Annotated in this window: 21 protein-coding genes; 7 read left to right on the top strand and 14 right to left on the bottom strand. The window is 71.2% G+C overall.

Features of this window, described 5'->3' with window-relative positions; genetic code table 11:
- The first annotated feature begins 163 nt into the window (after positions 1–163).
- The gene (locus tag CSR00_RS23095; protein WP_099024755.1) at positions 164–811 is read left to right on the top strand and encodes a hypothetical protein; all 648 of its coding nucleotides are present in this window, start codon (positions 164–166) and stop codon (positions 809–811) included.
- Here the strand turns inward: CSR00_RS23095 and CSR00_RS23090 are convergent.
- Complete coding sequence (locus CSR00_RS23090) at positions 808–1890, bottom strand: diphosphate--fructose-6-phosphate 1-phosphotransferase (RefSeq protein WP_099024754.1); 1083 nt, start codon at positions 1888–1890, stop codon at positions 808–810. The genes CSR00_RS23095 and CSR00_RS23090 overlap by 4 nt on opposite strands.
- 154 nt (positions 1891–2044) lie before the next feature.
- On the opposite strand from CSR00_RS23090, the gene CSR00_RS23085 reads away from it, so the two are divergent.
- A complete protein-coding gene (locus CSR00_RS23085) occupies positions 2045–3322 on the top strand; it encodes an ATP-binding protein (RefSeq protein ID WP_099024753.1) in 1278 nt (425 codons plus the stop codon).
- Between the two features lie 29 nt (positions 3323–3351).
- Here CSR00_RS23085 and CSR00_RS23080 read toward each other — a convergent pair whose 3' ends face one another.
- Both CSR00_RS23080 and CSR00_RS23075 read right to left on the bottom strand, forming a co-directional pair.
- Positions 3352–4920, bottom strand: coding sequence for an ATP-dependent DNA ligase (locus tag CSR00_RS23080; RefSeq protein WP_099024752.1), 1569 nt, complete (start codon positions 4918–4920; stop codon positions 3352–3354).
- A gap of 80 nt (positions 4921–5000) precedes the next feature.
- On the bottom strand, positions 5001–6539 hold the full coding sequence (locus CSR00_RS23075; protein WP_099024751.1) for a molybdopterin-dependent oxidoreductase: 1539 nt from the start codon (positions 6537–6539) through the stop codon (positions 5001–5003).
- A gap of 172 nt (positions 6540–6711) precedes the next feature.
- On the opposite strand from CSR00_RS23075, the gene CSR00_RS23070 reads away from it, so the two are divergent.
- The 3 genes from CSR00_RS23070 to CSR00_RS23060 are packed head-to-tail and all read left to right on the top strand — an operon-like array spanning position 6712 to position 11126.
- Entirely contained in the window at positions 6712–7479 is a 768-nt protein-coding gene (locus CSR00_RS23070) for an SDR family NAD(P)-dependent oxidoreductase (protein WP_099024750.1), read from the top strand.
- Positions 7480–7535: 56 nt separating this feature from the next.
- Entirely contained in the window at positions 7536–9701 is a 2166-nt protein-coding gene (locus CSR00_RS23065) for an acyl-CoA dehydrogenase family protein (RefSeq protein WP_099024749.1), read from the top strand.
- Positions 9702–11126, top strand: coding sequence for a FadR/GntR family transcriptional regulator (locus tag CSR00_RS23060; protein ID WP_099024748.1), 1425 nt, complete (start codon positions 9702–9704; stop codon positions 11124–11126).
- Here the strand turns inward: CSR00_RS23060 and CSR00_RS23055 are convergent.
- On the bottom strand, positions 11053–11823 hold the full coding sequence (locus CSR00_RS23055) for a winged helix-turn-helix transcriptional regulator (protein ID WP_218014530.1): 771 nt from the start codon (positions 11821–11823) through the stop codon (positions 11053–11055). The genes CSR00_RS23060 and CSR00_RS23055 overlap by 74 nt on opposite strands.
- 129 nt (positions 11824–11952) lie before the next feature.
- Here CSR00_RS23055 and CSR00_RS23050 point away from each other — a divergent pair, with 129 nt between their 5' ends.
- Positions 11953–12777, top strand: a complete 825-nt coding sequence (locus CSR00_RS23050; protein ID WP_099024765.1) for a class I SAM-dependent methyltransferase — start codon at positions 11953–11955, stop codon at positions 12775–12777.
- Here the strand turns inward: CSR00_RS23050 and CSR00_RS23045 are convergent.
- The 10 genes from CSR00_RS23045 to CSR00_RS23000 all read right to left on the bottom strand — a co-directional run bounded on the left by CSR00_RS23045 (position 12774) and on the right by CSR00_RS23000 (position 20991).
- The gene (locus tag CSR00_RS23045; protein WP_099024746.1) at positions 12774–13523 is read right to left on the bottom strand and encodes a DUF6390 family protein; all 750 of its coding nucleotides are present in this window, start codon (positions 13521–13523) and stop codon (positions 12774–12776) included. The two genes, CSR00_RS23050 and CSR00_RS23045, sit on opposite strands and share 4 nt — an antisense overlap.
- Positions 13510–13758 (bottom strand): HypC/HybG/HupF family hydrogenase formation chaperone, encoded by a 249-nt coding sequence (locus CSR00_RS23040; protein ID WP_099024745.1) that lies wholly within the window; start codon positions 13756–13758, stop codon positions 13510–13512. Before CSR00_RS23040 ends, CSR00_RS23045 begins: the two co-directional genes overlap by 14 nt.
- A gap of 4 nt (positions 13759–13762) precedes the next feature.
- Positions 13763–14269 (bottom strand): hydrogenase maturation protease, encoded by a 507-nt coding sequence (locus CSR00_RS23035; protein WP_099024744.1) that lies wholly within the window; start codon positions 14267–14269, stop codon positions 13763–13765.
- A gap of 17 nt (positions 14270–14286) precedes the next feature.
- A complete protein-coding gene (locus CSR00_RS31835) occupies positions 14287–14406 on the bottom strand; it encodes a DUF6893 family small protein (protein ID WP_099024743.1) in 120 nt (39 codons plus the stop codon).
- A complete protein-coding gene (locus CSR00_RS23025; RefSeq protein ID WP_099024764.1) occupies positions 14397–15806 on the bottom strand; it encodes a hypothetical protein in 1410 nt (469 codons plus the stop codon). Before CSR00_RS23025 ends, CSR00_RS31835 begins: the two co-directional genes overlap by 10 nt.
- Positions 15803–16456, bottom strand: a complete 654-nt coding sequence (locus tag CSR00_RS23020) for a DUF6084 family protein (protein WP_099024742.1) — start codon at positions 16454–16456, stop codon at positions 15803–15805. Before CSR00_RS23020 ends, CSR00_RS23025 begins: the two co-directional genes overlap by 4 nt.
- A complete protein-coding gene (locus tag CSR00_RS23015) occupies positions 16453–17070 on the bottom strand; it encodes a DUF5947 family protein (protein ID WP_099024741.1) in 618 nt (205 codons plus the stop codon). The genes CSR00_RS23020 and CSR00_RS23015 overlap by 4 nt, the downstream gene beginning before the upstream one ends.
- Positions 17067–18047, bottom strand: coding sequence for a NifU-related iron-sulfur-binding protein (locus CSR00_RS23010; RefSeq protein WP_099024740.1), 981 nt, complete (start codon positions 18045–18047; stop codon positions 17067–17069). Before CSR00_RS23010 ends, CSR00_RS23015 begins: the two co-directional genes overlap by 4 nt.
- A 3-nt stretch (positions 18048–18050) precedes the next feature.
- Positions 18051–19847, bottom strand: coding sequence for a nickel-dependent hydrogenase large subunit (locus tag CSR00_RS23005; RefSeq protein WP_099024739.1), 1797 nt, complete (start codon positions 19845–19847; stop codon positions 18051–18053).
- An 88-nt stretch (positions 19848–19935) separates the two neighbouring features.
- A complete protein-coding gene (locus tag CSR00_RS23000; RefSeq protein ID WP_099024738.1) occupies positions 19936–20991 on the bottom strand; it encodes an NADH-quinone oxidoreductase subunit B family protein in 1056 nt (351 codons plus the stop codon).
- Positions 20992–21301: 310 nt separating this feature from the next.
- Between CSR00_RS23000 and CSR00_RS22995 the strand changes: the two genes are divergently transcribed.
- The gene (locus tag CSR00_RS22995; protein WP_099024737.1) at positions 21302–21574 is read left to right on the top strand and encodes a hypothetical protein; all 273 of its coding nucleotides are present in this window, start codon (positions 21302–21304) and stop codon (positions 21572–21574) included.
- The last annotated feature ends 49 nt before the right edge of the window (positions 21575–21623 follow it).

Genomic DNA, 21623 nt, shown 5'->3' with positions numbered 1-21623 from the left:
GCGCGGCCGCGGACTTCACCTGCTGGCCCGATCACCTCATGGACGGCCCCGGACACGGTCCCAGGAATGGTCCCAGGAGCGGCCGGGTGGCCCTCGCCAGTTCCGATAGCCACCCCGCATCAGGAAGAACCACATCAGGCAGGACGAAAGGAGTCCGGTCGTCATGACGAGTACCGAGAACATCGTCTTCCGCTATGACCCCCAGCAGAGCCCCGCCGTCGGCTACCGCGCGCTGCCCAGCGGGTGCACGGGAGCCGCGGCCACCCTCGACGAGGCCCGCTCGTCGTATCGCGCGCAGCTCTGCGCCCGGCTGGGAGTCGACCGACACGGGCTGCCGCCGGTGGTCGAATACGTCGAGGCGCGGGTGAACGGCATGTGGGTCCGCGAACAGATCGGCACGGTGCATCGCGACCTCGGCGCCGACCGGATGCTGCTGCAGACGATCCTGGCCCCGGGCGCCGTCCAGGCCGAGTTCCGCGGAGTCGTCGAACGGGCCAGCGAGCAAGCCGGCGAGCAGGCAGGGGAGTCCGGCGTCGAACCCGTGGTGCTGTTGGTCGACCCCGACCAGCCCGTGGGGGCCGTGCTCGATCAGATGGGTGCCCGCGACACCGTGGTGGTCGTCTTCGCCGACGCCGCACGCGCGCTGGGGTGGACCGTGATCCACGGTCCGCACGCCCGGGGAGCCGGCGCGGCCTCCTGGCTGCCCGACGGTGCGCAGATTCGAGACCTCCCGGTGCACCGCTTCGCGATCAACCACCCGTGCGGCCGGGTTCCGCGATTGCACGACGCCGTGCTGGAGCAGGCCAGCTAGCCTGCCCCGGCCCGCGGGCGTCGGGTCGCGAGCTCCCGGACCACGCGCCGCGGACCCGGAACCTCCACGCAGTACGGGCCGAACCACAGGTCGCGGGTCTGCACGACCCAGAACCAGGCGAACTCGCCGATCAGGAGCGACTCGGCGCCGAGCACCCAGTGATTCCAGGTCGGCAGGCTCCAGTGCAGGACCGCGATCGCGAGCAGGGTCACCACCATCACCGCGGCGATCACGCCGTAGCGCCGCGCGGCCCCGCGCCGATCGGCGCCGCAGCGGCAGCGGTGAACGGTGGCATAGCAGGCGTAGAGGACGACCACCGCGATGATCGCGACGAACATCGCCACGGCCGCGTAGTTGTGGGCGTCGGCGATGAACGACGACCGGTCGACCACGAACCAGATCACCGCGCCGACCGCGAGGCCCGCCGCCAGCGCGGGTGCGAACAGCTGCGCCGCCATCAACGTCAGGCGTGCCGCCGCCGCGACCCCGCCGGTGGCGGCGGGCGGTGCCGACGGGGGTGCGGGCTCGGCCAATTCCTCGGCCGGGGCGCGCAGCGCCCGGCGGCGCACGATCAGCAGCACCAGGACCGCCGAACCCGCCGCGGTGAGCAGCGCGACGACATTGTTCGGGATCGCCGTGGCGGTGTCGTGCTGAGTGGGCGACCACAGGCCGCAGACCGGCTGCGCCACGTTGGCACTGTCGGCCGGGCTGACGGTCGGCACCAAGGCCACCACCACCGCCAGCAGGCCGGAGACGTTCAGCAGGATGTCCTCGGCCGCCGTGGTGCCCTTGTAGGCGATCAGGCAGATTCCCGCCGCACACAGCGCGCCGACGAAAACGGCGTGGGTGGTGGTGAAGTAGAACGCGCTGATCGAGGTCTGCCAGCACGGCGGCCGCGCCGCCAGCGCCGTCATCAGCACCGAGGCGAACAGGCCGGCGACCACGGCGACCAGACCCACCCGCACGTAGCGGTAGGTGGCCAGCGGGATCGCGCGTTCGCCCGGCGGCGCGCCGGCAGCGGCGTCGTGCTGGGTTGCCGGCCCGCCGTCGGGCCCCGGTGCGGCTGCGTGACTCGCCACGACATCCCCCTCCGTGCCCTCTTCGTGCCCCCACCGTGCCGACCATGCCCGCCACCGTGCCGGTCGGCGCCTCCGGGTCCGATCCTGTCACCGCCGCGGTGGCCGGTTGCGGCAAAACCCGCAGCGACTCCGGGATTTCGTGCGATCCTGCGGCATGCCGGTGTGGAGACTGCGCGACTTTTCCGACGACGACCTCGACCAGGCGATCCAGGTGTGGGACCAGAGCCGCAGCCCCGGTACACCGGAACCGGTGTTCGCCGTCGCCGAGGTGATGGCGGCGGCGCGGACGGGTCAGCCGGCCGTGGTGGCCGAGGTCGGCGACGAGCTCGTCGGCATGGCGATCGCGCGGACCGACGGGGAGCGGGCCTGGGTGCTGCTGGTCGCGTTGGCCGCACGCTGGCGCCATCGCGGGATCGGCAGCGCCCTGCTGGCCGACCTGGAACGCCGGCTGCGCAACGTGGGTGTACGCCGGATCTGCGCCCTCGTGGGAGAGAACGCCACCGGCTCGGCGGCGTTCGAGAACTCCGGGTACAGCAGGCGCGACGGGCTGGTCTACTACGAACTCTTCGAGCACCTTCGGCCCGATCAGGCCAACCTGCTGGCCGAACTCGGGGGCCGGCTGCTGCCCCCCGGGCTCTGGTCGGAACTGGCCGGCATGGAGGTCGAGAAGCAGATCATCGAACGCAGGATCATCGACCCGCTCGCGCACCCCGATGTCGCCGAACGCCACGGTGTCCGCCCGCCCAAGGCGGTGATCCTGTTCGGTCCACCGGGAACCGGCAAGACCAGTTTCGCCAAGGGGATCTCGTCGCGGCTGGGGTGGCCGTTCGTGGAGCTCTTCCCGTCGCGGCTGGCGGCCGCCTCGCCCGGTGGGCTCGCGGCCTCGTTGCGGGAGGCCTTCGCCGAGATCAACGAGCTCGAGGAACTGGTGCTGTTCATCGACGAGGTCGAGGAGATCGCGGCGGCCCGCGCCGGGGCCAGCATCACCGAGACCGGTGTCACCAACGAGCTGCTGAAACTGATCCCGACGTTCCGCGAACACGACAAGCGGCTGCTGGTGTGCGCCACCAATTCCGTGCACGCGCTGGATTCGGCGTTCCTGCGGCCGGGCCGGTTCGACTACGTGATCCCGGTGGGGCCGCCGGATCCGCCCGCGCGTGCCGCGGTGTGGCGCCGTTACCTCGGTGCGGTCGCCGACGCCGTCGACGAGCACCAGCTCGTCGCCGCCTCGGAACTGTTCACCCCCGCCGATATCGAGTTCGCGGCCCGCAAGGGGGCCCAGGCGGCCTTCGAACGCGAAGTCGTGCACGGCGGTGCCGGCCGCGCCACCACCGAGGACTACCTGCGCGCCATCGGGGAGGTCCGGCCGACACTGACCGCGGCGATGCTCGCCGAGTTCAGCGAGGACAAGGAGCACTACGCGCGCCTGTGAGCCCGGCCCGTCCTGCCCGCGCGGCCGTTTCAGCGATCGAAGAACGCCCGCACCGTCTCGACGGTGTCGGCCTCCGCGGCCGGCTTGTCGTCGCGGTAGCGCAGCACCCGGGCGAAGCGCAGTGCCATCCCGGCGGGATAGCGTGACGAGGCCTGCACGCCGTCGAACGCGATCTCGACGACCTGTTCGGGGCGCACCCGCACCACGTAGCCGTCGGTCGGTCCCTCGGCCAGCTCCAGGAAGCGGGCGGTCTGCCAGTCCAGCATGGCGTCGGTCATGCCCTTGAACGTCTTACCCAACATGACGAATCCGCCACCGCCGTCGCGGGCACCCAGGTGGATGTTCGACAGCTTCCCGGTGCGCCGTCCCGAACCCCACTCGACGGCGAGCACCACCAGGTCCAGGGTGTGCACCGGTTTGACCTTCAGCCACCCGGCGCCCCGACGGCCCGCCTCGTAGGAAGCGGTGGGGGACTTGGCCATCACCCCCTCGTGGCCGGCGGCCAGCGTGTCCTCCAGGAACCGCTGCGCGGCCTCCGGGTCGCCGGTGCGCAGCCGGTCCACGCGCGCGGCCGCGGGAACGACGGCGTCGAGCGCCTCGTGGCGCACCGCGGTGGGTTCGTCGAGCAGATCGACGCCGTCGAGGTGCAGCAGGTCGAAGAAGAACACCGACAGGGGCGACGAGGCCGGCGACGAGGATTCGGACTCCTCGGCACGCACCGCGGGTGACTCGCGGCCCGAGCCCCGGCCGAACCGCGAGGCCGTCACCTGGAAGCGGTGCGGCCGGCCGTCCCCGCGCAGGGCGATGGCCTCGCCGTCGGCGATGAAATCGCGTACCGGCAGCGCCAGCGCGGCCGCCACGACCTCGGGCAGCCGGGCGGTGACGTCGTCGAGGCTGCGGGTGTAGACCGCGACACTGTCGCCGCTGCGGTGGACCTGCACCCGCGCGCCGTCCAACTTGGCCTCGAAGACCGCCTCTCCGCCCAGCCTGTCCAGCGCCTCGCCCACCCCGCCCGCGGTCTGGGCCAGCATCGGGCCGACGGGCCGCCCCACCCGCAGGGTGAAGGACTGCAGGGCATCCACCCCACCGCCGAGCGCCGCCGCGGCGACGGCGGGCAGAGCGCCGCCGAGCATCGCCGCGCGCCGGACGGCGGCCGCCGGAACGTCGGCGGCCCTGGCCACCGCGTCGGCCATCACCCCGGTCAGCGCGCCCTGGCGCAGCTCACCGGCGAGCAGACGGCGCAGGAAGGTCTGTTCGGTGGCGGTGGCCGCGGAGAACAACGCCGCGACCAGCTCCGCCCGCCGGGCCTGCGACCCCTTCCCGGAGGTGCCGCCGATCACCGTGAAGGCCGCGTCCACCGCGCCGACGGTCAGCGTGGCGTTTGCGGCCGGCGGCGGCAACGACCGCAGCGCGGCCCAGCCGACACCGATCTGGCGCTGGACCAGCTCACCGGAGAGCCAGGCCACCACGACCCCGACCTGATCGGGCCCGCCCCCGGCCGCCTCGGCGAGAACCTCGGCCAGGCGCGCGACCTTGGCCAGCCGAGCCGAGGTCGCGCCGACGTCGGCGGAGGCGGCGGCCACCGCGGCGAGCAACATATCGCCAGCGTGGCACGCCGCACCGACAGACGGGGCCCAACCGGCGGTCGGGGTGGGGTCGGGTCCTCCGGCCGGCCGTCTCAGGTGACCGTGAAGCCGACCTCGTCCCAGCCGGTGGCGCCGTCCGGCGGCGGAGGAACGTAGTCCGGGGTCTGGGTGTAGCCGGTGTTGTCGGTGGCGCGCACCGTGATGGTGTGCCGGCCCGGGGTGGTGGCCCGCCACGGCAGGCTCCACAGCCGCCAGGTGTCGTTCGAGTAGCCGGCGCCCAGCTCCGCGGGCTGCCAGACACCCTGCCCGCCGGGCGGATCGATGCGCACCTCGACAGCGCGGATCCCGCGGTCCTGGGCCCACGCCACGCCGCCGAACGTCACCGGGCCGACCGGGACCTCCTGCCCGCCGCGGGGGACGTCGATGCGCGACTCGGTCTTGATCGGGCCGCGGGCCGACCATCCGTGCCTGGTCCAGTAGGCCTGGGCCCGGTCGAATCGCGTGAGTTCCAGGTCGACCACCCACTTGGTCGCCGAGACGTAGCCGTAGAGGCCGGGCACGACGAGCCGGGCGGGATACCCGTGCTCGACCGGCAGGGGCGTGCCGTTCATGCCCACCGCCAACAGCGAGTCCCGGCCGTCGGTCAGCGCCTCCACGGGCGTGCCCGCGGTGAAGCCGTCGGTGGAGGTCGACAGCACCATGTCCGCGTCGGGATGCACGCCGGCGGCCTCGAGCAGGTCACGCACCCGGTATCCGGTCCACACGGCGTTGGAGATCAGGTCGCCGCCAACAGGGTTGGACACACAGCACAGCGTCACCACCTTCTCGACGACCTCGAAGCCCGCCAGGTCGTCGAAGCCGTACGTCAGCTCCCTGTCGACCATTCCGTGGATACGCAGCCGCCAATCCTGGTGCGCGAGCTGCGGAACCGTCAGCGCGGTGTCGATCCGGTAGAAGTCGGCGTTGGAGGTCACGAAGCTGGGCAGCTGCACCCCTTCGGGCTGGACCTGCGGCGGTATCGGCGGGGCCGGCACGTCGGGCGCGGGCACCCCGAACGCCCGCCGGTTACCGGCCACCGAATGCAGCCGCCTCGACCAGACCGTCGCCCCCACCCCGGCCAGCGCGCCGGCGGTGAGCAGCCCGAGGGTGGCCAGGGAGCGCCGGCGGCCCCCGTCGGTCCCGTCGGATCCACCGCGCTCGGGTATCCGGTCGGAGACGAGCAGCCGCAGCGCCACGACCCCGCACACCGTGCCGACAACGACCGGGACGACGTCGACGAGTCCGGCGTCGGCGCGTGTCAGCACGGCGACGCCGCCCAGAACACCGGCCGCGGTGAACATCAGGCTGCCGACCGGTCGGGTCCTGGTCTCCAGCAGGCCCGCCGTGGCGGCCAGCACCCCGATGACCACCAGCACCGCGATGCCCAGGAACAGCTTGTCGGAGGTCCCGAAGGTCTGAATCGCCCATTCCTTGGCGGGGGCCGGCGTCAGGTCGACCACCGCCGATCCCACGGCGACGCGCGCGTCGGCGCCGGCGCCCAGCGGAACGGCCGCCAGCGCCGTCACCCCGAGGGCCACCGCCGCCGCGGCGACACCGGCCGCCATCCGCTGCCCGGATGCGGATTCAGCCATGGGCTCAACCTACCGCCGGGACGCCCGCAGAAGGTCTTACGAAGTGATGACGGCATACATAGGGTTCACTCAATTGGGTGAGAGCGCTATTCTCCGTGGCGGGCAATCCCGCACTCGGCAGATGGGCCGGGGGGAGCACAGTGAGCAGCACGCACGGACTCAGGAGGAGCTAGTGGATATCAACGGCAAGAAGGTCATCGTCATCGGCGGCGCGTCCGGCATGGGCCGCGCGTCGGCCGAGCTGCTGGCGGACAAGGGTGCCGACGTCGCCATCCTGGACCGCGAGGGTTCCGACGGCAAGGCCGTCGCCGAGGCGGTGAAGGGCAAGTTCTATCCGGTCGACGTCACCGACTTCGCCGGCACCGAGGCGACCATCGACGAGGCGGTCAAGGACCTCGGTGGCCTGCACGTGGTGATCACCACCGCCGGCGGCGGTATCGGTGAACGCACGCTGGGCAAGCAGGGGCCGCACGACCTGGACAACTTCCGCAAGGTGGTCGATCTCAATCTCATTGCCTCCTTTAACATCAGCCGACTGGCCGCGGCGCACATGGCCAAGAACGAGCCCGAGGACGACGAGACCGGCGAGCGCGGCGTGATCATCAACACCGCCTCCATCGCGGCCTTCGAGGGCCAGATCGGCCAGGTCGCCTACACCGCGGCCAAGGCCGGGATCGCCGGCATGTGCCTGACCATGGCGCGCGACCTGGGATCGCTGGGCATCCGGGCCCTGGCGATCGCCCCGAGCCTGTTCGCGACCGGCCTGACCAAGGGCATTCCCGACGAGTTCGCCTCGGCGCTGACCAAGGACGCCGCCTTCCCGAAGCGGCTGGGCAAGCCCGAGGAGTACGCCAAGTTGGCGGCGGCGATCATCGACAACCCGATGCTCAACGGCCAGTGCCTGCGGCTGGACGCGGGCCAGCGGTTCGCGCCCAAGTGACCGATTAAGGTCACTCTTTATCCACCACGCAGGACGCCCGGCACCGAGGAGGCCCCATGGGTATCGCACTGACCGACGACCACCGCGAGCTCGCCGAGGTCGCCAGGGGCTTCCTCACCGCCCAGAAGGCCCGAGCGGCGGCGCGGGATCTGCTCGACGCCACCGAGCAGACCCGACCGCCCTTCTGGGCAGACCTGGCCGCCCTGGGCTGGCTCGGGCTGCACGTCGGCGAGGAGCACGGAGGCTCCGGGTTCGGGCTGCCCGAGCTGGTGGTCGTCATCGAGGAACTCGGCCGCGCGGTGGCGCCGGGCCCGTTCGTACCGACCGTCACGGCCTCGGCGGCGATCGCCGCGGCCGGCACCGAGGAGCAGAAGGCGCGGCTGCTTCCCGGCCTGCTCGACGGAACCGTCACCGCCGCGGTCGGCTTCGGCGGTGACGTCGCGGTCGTCGACGGCGTCGCGCGGGGAACCGCGGGGGTGGTGCTCGGTGCCGCGCTGGCCGACCTGCTGCTGCTGAGCGCCGGCGAGGACGTCGTGATCGTCGAGCGTGACCGGGCCGGCGTCGAGGTGCAGGTGCCCGACAACCTCGACCCCACCCGGCGCTCCGGACGGGTGAATCTCGACGGCGTCGCCGTCACCGACGCCGACGTCCTGGCCGGTGCCCGCGACGCGGCGCTGGCGCGGGGACGGGTGCTGTTCGCCGCCGAGGCCGTCGGTGGCGCCGGCGACTGCGTGGACACCGCCGTCGAATATGCCAAGGTACGTGAGCAGTTCGGCCGCACCATCGCCACGTTCCAGGCGGTCAAACACCATTGCGCCAACATGGCCGTGGCCTCCGAGTCGGCGGTGGCCCTGGTGTGGGATGCGGCCCGCGCCGAAGCCGACGCCGAGGACCAGTTCCGCCTGATGGCCGCGGCCGCCGCGGCCCAGGCACTGCCCGCCTATGTCCGCAACGCCGAACTGAACATCCAGGTGCACGGCGGCATCGGCTTCACCTGGGAACACGACGCGCATCTGCATTTGCGGCGGTCGATGGCGGTGCGCGCGGTGCTCGGGGGCGACGCGCCGGCCGCCGACGTGTTCGCCGCGACGGCCGCCGGCGTGGTGCGGGCCAACAGCCTGGACCTGCCGCCCGAGGCCGAGGAGATGCGCGGCGCGGTGCGCGCCGACGCCGACGCGATCGCCGCGCTGGAAGGGCCGCAACAGCTCGACAGGCTGATCGAGACCGGCTACGTCATGCCGCACTGGCCCAGGCCGTGGGGCCGGGCCGCGGATGCGGTGGCCCAACTGGTGATCGAGCAGGAATTCAAGGCCGCCGGCGTCAAACGCCCCGACTACTCCATCACCGGGTGGGTCATCCTCACCCTCATCCAGCATGGAACCCCCTCGCAGATTGAACGATTCGTCGACAAGGCGCTGCGCCGCGAAGAGATCTGGTGCCAGTTGTTCTCCGAGCCCGCCGCGGGCTCGGACGCGGCTGGGATCAAGACCCGGGCGACCCGCGTCGACGGCGGCTGGACGATCAACGGGCAGAAGGTGTGGACCAGTGGGGCGCACTACTGCCGGCGCGGCCTGGCCACGGTGCGCACCGACCCCGACGTGCCCAAGCACGCCGGCATCACGACGGTCATCGTCGACATGAAGGCCCCCGGCGTCGAGGTCAGGCCGTTGCGGATGATCTCCGGGGGCTCGGAGTTCAACGAGGTCTTCTTCAACGACGTCTTCGTACCCGACGAGGACGTGGTGGGCGAGCCCAACACCGGCTGGACCGTCGCGCGCGCGACGCTGGGCAACGAGCGGGTCAGCATCGGCGGCGGGTCGGGAGTGGCCGGCGTGTCCGCGGCCTCGCTGGTACCGCTGGCACGCGAGCACGCCGGCGTGCTGGCCGGCGCCTCCGAGCGGATCGGCATGCTGCTCGCCGACGAGCATGCCGTGCGGCTGCTGAACCTGCGTCGCGCGGTGCGCAGCATCGAGGGCGCCGGACCGGGACCGGAAGGCAACATCACCAAACTCAAACTGGCCGAACACCTCAACGAGTACGGGGCGATCTCGGTGGCGTTGCTGGGGCCGGACAGCGCCCTGATGGACGGACCGGCGGCACTGGCCCTGCAGGTGGCGATGGGCGCCCGCGGAATGGCCATCGCCGGGGGCACCTCGGAGGTCACCCGCAACCAGATCGCCGAGCGCATCCTGGGCATGCCCCGTGACCCGCTGATCAAGTAGGTGCCCACCCCCTCCGCCGGGACAGGGACCCGGGCCGCGCGGATCGCCCGCCGCATCGAGGCGGAGATCATCCGTCGCGGCTGGCCCATCGGTACCTCACTGGGCTCCGAACAGCTGCTTCAACAGCGCTACCGGGTGAGCCGTCCGGTGCTTCGGGAGGCCGTCCGGCTGGTCGAACACCACCAGGTGGCCCGCATGCGCCGCGGCCCGCACGGCGGACTGTTCGTCACCGAACCCGACGCCGGGCCCGCCACCCGCGCGATGGTCATCTACCTCGAGCACGTGGGGACCTCGATCGGCGAACTGCTCGAAGCCCGGCTGCTGCTGGAGCCGCTGGCCTCGGCGCTGGCCGCCGACCGCGTCGACGAGGCCGGGATCGTGCGGCTGCGCGGCCTGCTGGACTCCGACCGCCCGCGCCCGGCCCGGGACGAGCTGCACGTGGTGCTCGCCGAGCTGACCGGAAACCCGGTGCTGGCACTGTTCGTCGACGTGTTGACCAGGTTGACGGCCCGGTATGCCGCCGGGGCCGAGGCGCAGCCCCCGCAGCGGATCGCCGCGGCGACCGAGCGGTTGGCCGACGATCACACCGCCATCGTGGCCGCGGTGGCGGCCGGAGACACCGCACGGGCGATGACGCTGACCCGCGGGCACGTCGAGATCGTCTCCGAGTGGCTGGAGCGCTACTGCCGTCCCGGCGGTGCGGACCGGGCCGGGCCCGTCGCCGACGGGGCGCCCACGCCCCACACCAAGCGTGCGGAGGCGCTGGCAGCGGCCATCCACGCCGAGATCGCCTCCGCCGGCTGGTGTTCGGGCACCGTGTTCGGCACCGAGGCCGAGCTGCTGGAACGTTACGGCGTGAGCCGATCGGTGCTGCGGGAGGCGGTTCGGCTGCTGGAATATCACACCGTGGCCCGGATGCGCCGCGGCCCGGGCGGCGGTCTGGTGGTCACCGAGCCGTCACCGGATGCCAGCGTGGACACGATCGCGCTGTACCTGCAGTACCGCCGGCCCAGCCGTGCGGATCTGCGGCTGGTCCGCGACGCCATCGAGATCGCCAACGTCGAACGGCTGGTCAGCCGACGCGGGGAGCACCGGGTCGCGGCGTTCCTGGACGAGCATCGACACCCCAGCGGCACCGGGGAGGAGGCCGGTGGTGCCGACCGGGCCGGGCAGGCCGAGATCGCCTTCCACCACGAGATGGCCGCCCTGGCGGGCAATACGGTCCTGGACGTCTTCCTGCGCATCATCTCCGAACTGCACGGCCGGCAATGGGATCCGGGGGCCCGCCCCCCGCCGGGCGCCGACGACGTCGAGGCCATGCTGCACGCGCACTCCCGCATCGCGGAGGCGATCAGCGACGGGGATCTGAGCATGGCGCAGCACCGGTCCCGCCGTCATCTGGCGGCTCTGTCGACCTGGTGGTGAGCGGGCGGGGAATCGCCGCCGAGGTGCTCTGGCCGATCCAGTCCGGGACGCGGCGTCGGGCCGCCGCAGGGCCCGTGATCGTCACCGATCCGTCGAGTAGACAACCAGCCCAGTTCAGGTCGCCGCGCCAGATGGCGGTCAGCGTCCGCAGACTGGATTCGACACTGGCGGTGATGTCGTATCCGGGATCGATGTCGCAGACGTCGGCGTGACCGTCGGCGACGACCAGCCACCATGTTGTGGCCCTCGCTGCCACCCCGGACAGCCGGAAATGCACGACGGTGCGGTTGCGCGGCCATGCTTCGACGGGGACGGTGCGGCGCATGTCCCACATCAACAGGTGCGGATCGAGATCGTCGTCGCCGAGGTCGCCGATCCAGCGGATGCCCCAGGCGCCGAGGGCCTCGACCACCGGTGCGAGTTCCCGGCCGCACTGGGTCAGCGAATAGGTGGTGCGCCCACCCACCTCCCGGCGGGCCACCACGCCCGCGCGGGTCAGCGATTTCAGTCGCTTGGACAGCAGGGCCGGTGACATCTTCGGCACCCCGCGGCGAAGATCGTTGAAATGGGCACTGCCCAGCAGCAGTTCGCGGACCACCAGCAACGTCCACCGCTCGTCGAGAACCTCCATGGCCTTGGCCATCGGGCAGAACTGCCCGTACCTGGACGGGGCCGCCGCCTGCTCCGTTGTCGACATGTCTGACCTCCCCGTGATGCACATCCAGTAGACCGCGCGCGGGACCGGACCGGCTAGTACAGATGTTGTACCTGCTCCGGTACAGATCCGGCACTGGATCGGGTGCGCTTGCGGGCCCAGGATCAGGGCATGAACACCATCACACCGCCCGGCATGGACCGGGCAACCGAGGACAAACACCGGGCACTGTGGGGCCTGGGCGACTACGGCGTCATCGCCGGGGTGGTAGAGCCGCTGGGCGAGCGGTTGGTGCGCGCCGCCGGGGTCGGGGCGCACGACCGGGTGCTCGACGTGGCGGCGGGCACCGGCAACGCCGCGATCGCCGCGGCGCGGACCGGCGCTGCCGTGGTCGCCACCGATCTGGTCCCCGCACTGCTCGAGCAGGGGCGCCACCGTGCGGCGACTGTGGGCGTCGACCTCGGCTGGCAGGTGGCCAACGCCGAGGAACTGCCCTTCGGCGACGGTGAATTCGACATCGTGCTGTCCTGCATCGGCGCGATGTTCGCACCGCACCATCAGCGCACCGCCGACGAACTGTTGCGGGTGTGCCGGCCCGGCGGCACCGTGGCAATGCTCAACTGGACACCCGAGGGCTTCGTCGGCAGGCTCTTCGCCACGATGCGCCCCTTCGTCCCCGCGCCGCCGGCGGGAGCGTCGCCGCCACCCCGGTGGGGCGCCGAGGAGCACGTGCGTGCGTTACTGGGCGACCGCGCCGCCGACATCGCGGTGCGGCGGGAGGTGCTGCACGTGGACTGCTTCGCGGACGGGGTGACCTTCCGGGACTGCTTCAAGACCTACTACGGGCCCACGATCGCGGCCTACCGGGCGATCGGCACCGACCCCGCGCGGGTCGACGCCCTCGACTGCGCGCTGGCCGAACTCGGACAGCGGGCCCTGGACTCGACCGGCGGAATGGACTGGGAATACCTGGTGGTGCGGGCGCGCAGGCGCTAGGCGGGCAGGCTTGGCGGGCGGGCTAGGCGGGCGGCGTTGACCAGGTCGAGGGTGGCGTGGGTGGCCTCGGCGAGCGCCCGGCGCTCATCGAGATCGAGTGGCCCGCAGATCCAGTCCCAGTGCGCGGCGACGGTCTGGCCGGGCCGTGGGCGCGGCGCCAGCGAGGTGCCGTCCCGGCTCCAGCGCACCCGCTCGGGCGTCGGCGCCCCCAGGCGCAGGGTGCCGTCGGTGAACAGCAGCGGGGCCGCGCAGATGGTGGCATGAGTCGCGTCGACGGAATCGACCGTTCCCCAACGTATCCGGCAGCTCTGCAGGATCCGCAGCGGCGTCGCCGGGTCCGCGTCGAGGAACCGCACCCACGGATAGACGGCCAGGACGTGAAAACTGTGGTGGGCCGGGATCTCCGTAGAGTCGGCGAGGGTGTCGAGCAGACCGGTGGGCTGGCCGGGCAGACCGGCGTGCAGGCGGCGCACCAGGCGAGCGCGGTCGGTCCGCCGCAGCAGCGGGCCACCCACCCAGTAGTTGCGGACCACATCGAGGTCGAGGGCATCGGCGTGACCGGCCGCGGCGGCCAGCTCCTGCAGGTACGGCCAGGCCCCCTCGAATCCGCGGGCGTGGCGCGCTACCGCGGACCCGCCGCCGCGCCCGGGCAGCAGCACCGAGGCATCCGGCGGCCCGCAGTAGCCCAGTTCATTGGGCGGGAACGCGTACCGGGCGAACATCTCCCAGCCGCTAGCCGAACTCATCGCGTCCCGATCGCAGCAGTTCCAGGCCGGCCAGCGCCTCCCGGGCGCCGGATTCGTCGGTCTTCTCCACGACGAATCCCATGTGGATGAGCACCCAGTCGCCGGGCTGGAAGCTTTCCTCGGGCAGCATGCCGATGTTCACCCTGCGGGACTCGCCGGCGACGTCGACGACCGCGACCTGACCGTGGTAGCCCTCGGGAATCTCGATCACCCGTCCGGGGATGCCCAGACACATCGGCTCAGCCCTCCCTCCCGACCTTCCGCCCGACGATGCCCGCCTCGTTGCGCAACATCGTCACCGCCGACTCGACGGCGGCCACCGCGGCGGGCACGGCCGCCGCGACCGGCCCGCTCAACCCGATTCCGTCGGTGATGTCACCGACCTGGCACCCCACCACGATGGTGCGCGGCAGCGTGCCACCCAGGGCGCGCAGGCTGCCGAACACCGCGGCGGGGTCCATGCCGTGTGCGTCCAGACCCGCGGTGCCCGACAGCGTGTCGTGATCGGCCTCGAACGTGCGCACCTCCCCGGGTGATCCGCGGTCGGGGAGCGCGTCGACCAGCACCAGGGCGTCCCAGTCGTCGAGCAGGTCATAGGACAGGTGCATTCCGCCGATGCCGTAGTCCACCACCCGGGTGTCGGCGTCCTCGAGGGCCGTTCCGGCGCACCGGATCACCTCGGGGCCGAAACCGTCGTCCCCGAGGAAGATGTTGCCGATGCCGGCGACCAGGATGCGGGCTGTCACTGTCGTTGGCCCCGCGTCTACATCTGCCTCATCTTGAGGTAGCGCTGCACATCGGGGATGGACTTGATGCCGATCACCACCCCGGCGACGATCACCCCCGCCACGACGATCGTGGCGATCCAACCGACTACGTCCATGTCGGGTTCCTTTCTGTGCTGAACTCTGTGCTGAACTCCCCGGTGTCGAGGGGCTCGATCTCCTCGGGCGAGAAATACAGGTAGCGGCCGTACCACTCGTGCAGGTCGGCGGCCGGGTCGTCGTCGACCACGACGGCGACGTGGCGGCGGCCGTCGACGTCCTCGTGCACCGCGGCCACCCGCGCGGTGCGGCCGGCGACGAACATGTCCTGGGCGTCGGCGCGCCGCCGCGGCTGCAGCCGCACACGGCACCCCCGGGCCACCCGAACGCCGTTGACCAGCACGGCGTCGCAGTCCGGCCGCACCGCCGCGTCGGCCTCGGGCGACCACCAGTCGACGTCGTCGGGCAGTTCCGGGATCGCCGGCGGTTCGGGTCCGGCGTGCGGATCGCGCAGCACGCCGTGCAGATTCAGCATCTCCTCGGCCGACATGCCGTCACACTGTTCGATGATCCGGGCGGCCAGCGGGTCGGTGGCCCGGGCCTGGGCCTTCTCCTCGTCGGTCATCGTCATCACGCGCAGGGTCAGGATCTCGTCGATCTCGGTCGAGTCGTAGAGCGCGCCGCGGCTCTGCTCGGCGATCTCGGGGTGGTCGTAGAGGATGATCGGCGAGATCAGCAGCAGGTCGTCGGTGTGGCCTGGGTCGCCGGAGGCGCCGGTTCGGCCTGGGTCGCCGGAGGCGCCGGCCGGCCCGGCCAGGACTGGGAAGCAGCGGTGCTGACGGCAGCGCTGCGCGGCGTCGCGAAACCTCGCGGGCGGTTCCAGCAGGGACACGAAGTCACCGTCGACCGCCTGGGCGATCACGTGGGCGCCGATCAACGACCGGCAGATCGCGTCCCGGTGGTCGCGGGCGTTCGCACCGGTGTTGGCGAGGGTGAGCGTGACGCGGTCGAGTTCGCCGTCGGCCCGTACGCTCACCGACACCGCCGCGTGCACGCCCTGACGTTCCCGCACGAGCCGGCCGCCGTCGAGGTTCTCCTCCTCGCGGGAGGCCTGCGCGTGCAGCGGAAGCGTCCAGGGCTGCGCCCGGTTCCCGAGGTCCAGTGGGCCCAGGGAGAACTCGGTCTCGGCCGCCTCGTCCCACGTCAGCCACGACCCGTCCGGGGTCGGCAGTTCGTCGACGGGGGTGTAGCCCTGGTCGGTCGCGCGTTCGGCACGCCGGTGCACCAGGTGCAGGAAGCGGACCACCAGCCGCAGACCGGTGGCGCCGCGGACCAGGAACTCCGCCGAGAGGGAGTCGTCCTCGCCCAGGCCGGCGGCCGCGGCTCCCGGGGGGCCCAGCACGCCGAACTGCCAGCGGGACCGGTTCTTCGCCGACGTCGCGCGGTACGGGTAGAGCAGGTAACCCTCGTAGAGGACCGCGTCGGCGATCGCCTTGGCTCGCTCCCAGTCGGCCATCAGGACCCCACCCCCTGGCGGGTATTGCCGAGCAGGGCCGTCACGGCGTCGTCGAGATCGAGCAGCCCGCGCTCGGACCTGTAGGTGGCCAGGGCGGCGATCGAGTCGTGGCGCAGGCGTACCCACCCGGAGTCCGGATACTGCTGCGCCACCAGATCCGTCCACACCGTCACCGGCATGTCGAAGCGGTCGTCGCAGTCCCACGCGACCTGCTGGACCGAGAAGCCGCGCTCGCCGCGGTGAAAGATGGTGCCGTTGAACAGGAACTGCAGCGGTACCGTCCCGTCGCGCAGCGCGTGCAGATACTTGGCCGCGGCGACCTCGAAGTCGTAGGTGCACACCAGCGGCACGGTGGTCTCGGTGGTCTCGGTGAATCCCGGCACCATCGTGGACGCGTGCTGCCACAGGAAACTGCGCTGCGTCTGGCCCCACTGCTCGCGCCGGCCGAAGAGGTCGAGCAGTCCGTCGGCCTCGTCGTCGCGGTAGCGCCGGCGGGACGGTTCGATGCGGACCTGGCAGCGCAACGCGATCGCGTGCACCGGATCGCCGCCGGTGTTGGTGACCCGGATGCGCGCCGAGAGGACCGGGGTCAGCGCATACGGTTCCGGGGCGATGTCGAGGACCCGGAACCGGGCCGCGGTGGGGGTGCTCATCGCGGGACCCTTCGGGCCCGGGCGCGGACCTCGTCGAAGTAGGCCTCGACGAACGCGTCGGCGTCCTGCCCGCCGTCGAAACCGCGCCACCGCATGCGCAGGCCCCCGACGAACTCGTAGCAGGTGTCGATCGGAACCAGATAGCACTCGGGCGGGCCCGTCTCGGGCAGCCGGACCAGCAGCGCCTCGACGTCGTCGCACAGCAACCCGATCCTCGGATCGGCGGCCGTGATCGCCTGCCAGGCCGCCAGATCCAGCTCGGACTCGGTGGCTCCGGCGGGCCCGGGATAGAACGCGACCGTCTTGCCCAGCGCGGAGTTGTGGAAGAAGAACGCCAGTCCGACGGGGATCTGCAGGGCATCCCAGGCCTGCGGGTCCAGGCCCTCCAGCGCCAGATACCGGTCGGGTACCGCACGGTAGCGCAATTCGGCCGTGCTGTCGGTGAACAGCAGATAGCAGCCCCGGCACACGCACATCAGCGAGCGGCCGGCCACGTTGACCACGTGTTGGTGCTGGCCGGCGATGGGCTCCGAGCACATCTCGCAGCGTTCGCCCGCCGGTTCGGGCCTGCGCCGGGTGGTGATCCTCGACAACACGTCATAGGGACTGGTCATGCCGGCACTCCCGCCGGTTCGGCCGGAACCGCCAGGCTCAGCACCCCGTCGCGTTCGAGCAGCGGCATCGGGGTGAGGGTGGCCGGGAGCCGGCCGTGCGCGTCGCCGCGGCCGTCGAGCGCGGTGCCGGCGCGGGTCACGTCGTAGGGGGTCTGGCACAGCGGGCAGGCCAGCACCACCGCACCGTTCCGCTGCGCCAGCGCCGCCCCGGCCAGGGATCCGAGACAGAACGGACAGTGGTCGCGGTAGGCGAACAGCTCCTCGCCGACCCGGCAGGCCAGGAAGTCCACGGGCCCGACCCGGAAACCGGCCACCTCGCCGGGAGCCAGCGTCGCCAGGTCCGGTACCGGGTGCCAGTCGATGGGCGCGCCGGTCCGCACCCGCGACATCAGGCTCTCCGCGGCGATCAGCGGAGCCTGCCCCGCCTCGGTTTCCGGTTCCGGCGCGGCGAGGACCTCGATGGCCTCGACCTCGGGGGCGGCCGCGCGCACCGCGTCGGCCACGGCCAGCTCCAGCGTCGCCGCCGAGGACGGGCAGCTTCGGCAACTGCCGGCGAACCGCAGCCGCACCACCGCGCCGCCCGTGGCCTCGGACACCACCTCGAGCAGTTCCACGTCGCCGCCGTGGGAGCCCAGGTAGGGCCGCACCGAGTCCAGGGCGTCGGAGACCCGGCGCGCCAGGGGATGTGGATGCAGTCCGTGCACCAGCAGCAGGCTGGCCACCAGGTCGTCGGCGGCGAGCCGCTCGCTCAGGCCCGAATCGCCGGCCAGTGCCACGATGCGTTCCAGACCGGCGCCGTAGAGCGAGACCACCTCGCCCACCAGGGCCTCGGCGCGCTCGCGGGCGGTGTCGGTGCCCATCCCGGGCACGCTGACGGCGTCCAACAGCGTCTCGATGCGCTCGCCGGCGGCCCGCCACCGGGCGTCGTCGGGCGGGCCCGACGGATCCCGGCGGGCCGGGTCAGCTCCGTCCGGCATGGGTCACTCCCCGGCGGCGGTCTGGGTGGGTGAGTGCAGCCGGTCGAGGGTCTTGCCGTCGCCGAGGTACATGTGGACCCCGCACGGCAGGCACGGGTCGAAACTGCGGACCGTGCGCATGATGTCGATGCCCTTGAAGTTCTCCCGGTCGTTCTCCTCGAAGATCGGCTGACCCTGCACCGCGTCCTCGTACGGGCCCGGCGTGCCGTAGCTGTCACGCGGGTTGGCGTTCCAGGGTGTCGGGGGATAGGGGTGGTAGTTGGCGATCTTGCCGTCGCGGATCACCATGTGGTGGGACAACACCCCCCGCACCGCCTCGGTGAAGCCGCAGCCGATGCCCTCGTCGGGCACCTCGAAGCGTTCCCAGGTCTTGGTGTGTCCGGCCCGGATCTCGGCCAGTGCCTGCTCGGCGAAGTGCAGGGCCGCCGCGGCGGCGTAGGCCTGGAAGTAGGTGCGGGCCCGGTTGCGCTCCAGTGTGTTGCTGCCGTGGACGGGGATCTTCCACTCCAGCTCCACCGGGCCCTTCAGGGCGGTCTTGGGCAGGTTGATCTGCACGCTGTGCCCGGTGGCCTTGACGTAGCCGATGTCGACCAGGCCGGCCAGCGCGGTGGACCACAACCGCGCCAGCGGTCCGCCGCCGGTGTCCAGGGCGAGGTGGTCCTTGCCGTCGAACCACCGCGGCGACATCACCCAGCTGTACTTGTCGTCCATGTCGCGCTTCTGGGGGCGGGGGTTGGTGTGCTGGTTCCAGGGGTGCCGACGATCCACCGGGTTGCCCAGCGGATCGGTCTTGACGAACATCTCCTGGTCGGTCCAGTCGTCGTAATACGAACTGCCGAGCAGGATCCGGATGCCGAGGTTGATGTCGACCAGCGAGTGGGTGACGAGCTTGCCGTCGACGACCACGCCGGGCGTGACGAACATGGCGTCACCCCAGCGCTGCATGTCCTTGTAGGCGAAGTTGCAGACCTCGGGGTCCTGGAAGGAGCCCCAGCAGCCCAGCAGGGTGCGGCGCAGCCCCACCTTCTCGTAGCCGGGCAGGGCCTCGTAGAAGAAGTCGAACAGGTCGTCGTGCATCGGCACGACCTTCTTCATGAACTCGACGTAGCGCATCAGCCGGGTCATGTAGTCGGTCATCAGCTGAATGGTGGCCGTCGTGCCGATGCCGCCCGGGTACAGCGTCGACGGGTGGACGTGGCGGCCCTCCATCAGGCAGAACATCTCGCGGGTGTACCTGCTGACCTGCAGGGCCTCCCGGTAGAACTCCCCGGTGAACGGGTTGAGCGCCCGCATGATCTCGGCGATGGTGCGGTAGCCGTGCGCCTCGGCGTGCGGTGCCTCGGTCTTCTCGGCGCGCGCCAGCACCCCCGGGTTGGTCTCGGACACCATCTTCTCGCAGAAGTCGACGCCGACCAGGTTCTCCTGAAAGATGTTGTGGTCGAACATGTATTCCGCGGCTTCGCCGAGATTGATCAGCCACTCGCCGAGGTGCGGCGGCTTGACCCCGTAGGCCATGTTCTGGGCGTAGCACGAGCAGGTGGCGTGGTTGTCGCCGCAGATCCCGCAGATGCGACTGGTGATGAAGTGGGCGTCGCGCGGGTCCTTTCCCTTCATGAAGATCGAGTAGCCACGAAAGATCGACGAAGTGCTGTGGCACTCAACGACTTCCTGATTCTCGAAGTCGATCTTGGTGTAGATGCCGAGGCTGCCGACGATCCGCGTGATGGGGTCCCAGGCCATTTCGACGAGGGAGCCGGGGTCACGCTTGGCCTGTGACGGCTCCGGGATGATCGTTGTCATCTTCAGGTTCGCTTTCTTCAGTGATGGCGTGGGTGGCGTTGCCCGGGGGTTCCCGGTCGCTCGCGCGGAACCCGGGAGCGCGCCGCACTCACCAGGTGCGCCGCGCTCCCGTGGTCAGTTCGCGGCCCTTGTGGCGCCACTTGGGCTCCTTGTCGACCGTGTGGGTGGTGATGTGACGCAGATTCCGGATGACCGAGCCGTACAGCCCGGAGGCCGTCGTGGACAGCTTCCCGCCCGGTGGTTCGTCCATGAACGGCATGAACTTGTCCGGGAACCCGGGCATGGTGCAGCCGATGCAGATCCCGCCGACGTTCGGGCACCCGCCGATGCCGTTGATCCAACCACGTTTGGGGACATTGCATTTGACGACGGGACCCCAGCATCCGAGCTTGACGATGCATTTCTGTGAGCCGTATTCCTCGGCGAAGTCTCCCTGCTCGTAGTAGCCGGCCCGGTCGCACCCCTCGTGCACGGTGTTGCCGAACAGCCAGGTCGGTCGCAGGGCTTCGTCCAGCGGGATCATCGGCGCCTGGCCGGTGGCCATGTACAGCAGGTAGGTCAGCGTCTCGGACAGGTTGTCGGGGTGGGTCGGACATCCGGGCACGCACACAATCGGTATGCCCGCCTTGCTCTTCCAGTCCCAGCCGAGGTAGTCGGGAACGCCCATGGCGCCGGTCGGGTTGCCGGCCATGGCGTGGATGCCGCCGTAGGTGGCACACGTCCCCGCCGCGACGATGGCGGTGGCCTTGGGTGCCAGCCGGTCGAGCCACTCGCTGGTGGTCATGGGTTGACCGGTGGCGGGATCGTTGCCGAATCCGCACCAGTAGCCCTCGTTGTGTAACTGCTCGTTGGGAATCGAGCCCTCGACGACGAGGACGAAGGGCTCCAGTTCTCCGCGGTCCGCCCGGAAGAACCACTCCAGGAAGTCGTCGGCGCCCCCGGTGGGGCCGCACTCGAAGTCGATCAATGGCCAGTGCACGGCGATCTGCGGCAGGCCGGGCAACGCCCCGAGGGCGATCTCCTCGACCGTCGGCTGGGTGGCGGCAGTCAACGCCACCGAATCACCGTCACAACTGAGACCCGCGTTGATCCACAGCACGTGGATCAGCGTCTCTTCTGCTTTGACTGCTGCTTCTGTTGGCATGCTGCAGCTTTCCGGGGCGGGCTGAGAGCCCCTACACCGCCGGAGTCGACCGTCGGCCCACTTGCGCGGCGCTAGTTCCGGCTTACTCCTCGGGTCATGGTGATGTCAATCACATGGAGCGAACCCGCACCGGTTCGCCAGCGGGTCGCGAGCGAAGAGTTCGGCGCGCCGGGGCCGGATCGCGTGCAGGTCTCCCGGGTCAGGCCTGGGTCGGGCCTGGGTCGGGCCTGGGTAAGGCCAAGGTAATGGCTAGGCGAGGGCTAAGTTAGGTAGACCTCACTTTTTCGCCGGTGTGGGGCATCCTGGGGGCATGTCCTTCGACTCCGGCCGGCCCCGCCCACCGACGCGGGTGCGTCCCGACAGCTCGGCCGACGACGCGCACTGCGTGGAGACCGTCGTGGTCGCCGAGCGTGGTCAGTGGGCGGTGGACATCGTCGTCGTGTTCGACGACGGCGTGGTCCGCAAACGCATCACCACCTACCGCACCCGCGGGCGGGCCTCCCTTGCTTCTCTCCTTCTCATCCGTTCCCCCGTCCCTCACCTCCCCTGCTCCTTCCCGCTCCCTTCTCTTCTTCAGCTCTGACTTTCCCACCTTTCCCCCCTCTCTCTATCTCCCTTTGCATCCACTCTCT

The organism is Mycolicibacterium palauense, assembly GCF_002592005.1.
Taxonomy (GTDB): Bacteria; Actinomycetota; Actinomycetes; order Mycobacteriales; family Mycobacteriaceae; genus Mycobacterium; species Mycobacterium palauense.
The sequence above is the reverse complement of the archived record's forward strand: the minus strand, read 5'-3'. Positions and strand labels throughout refer to the sequence as shown.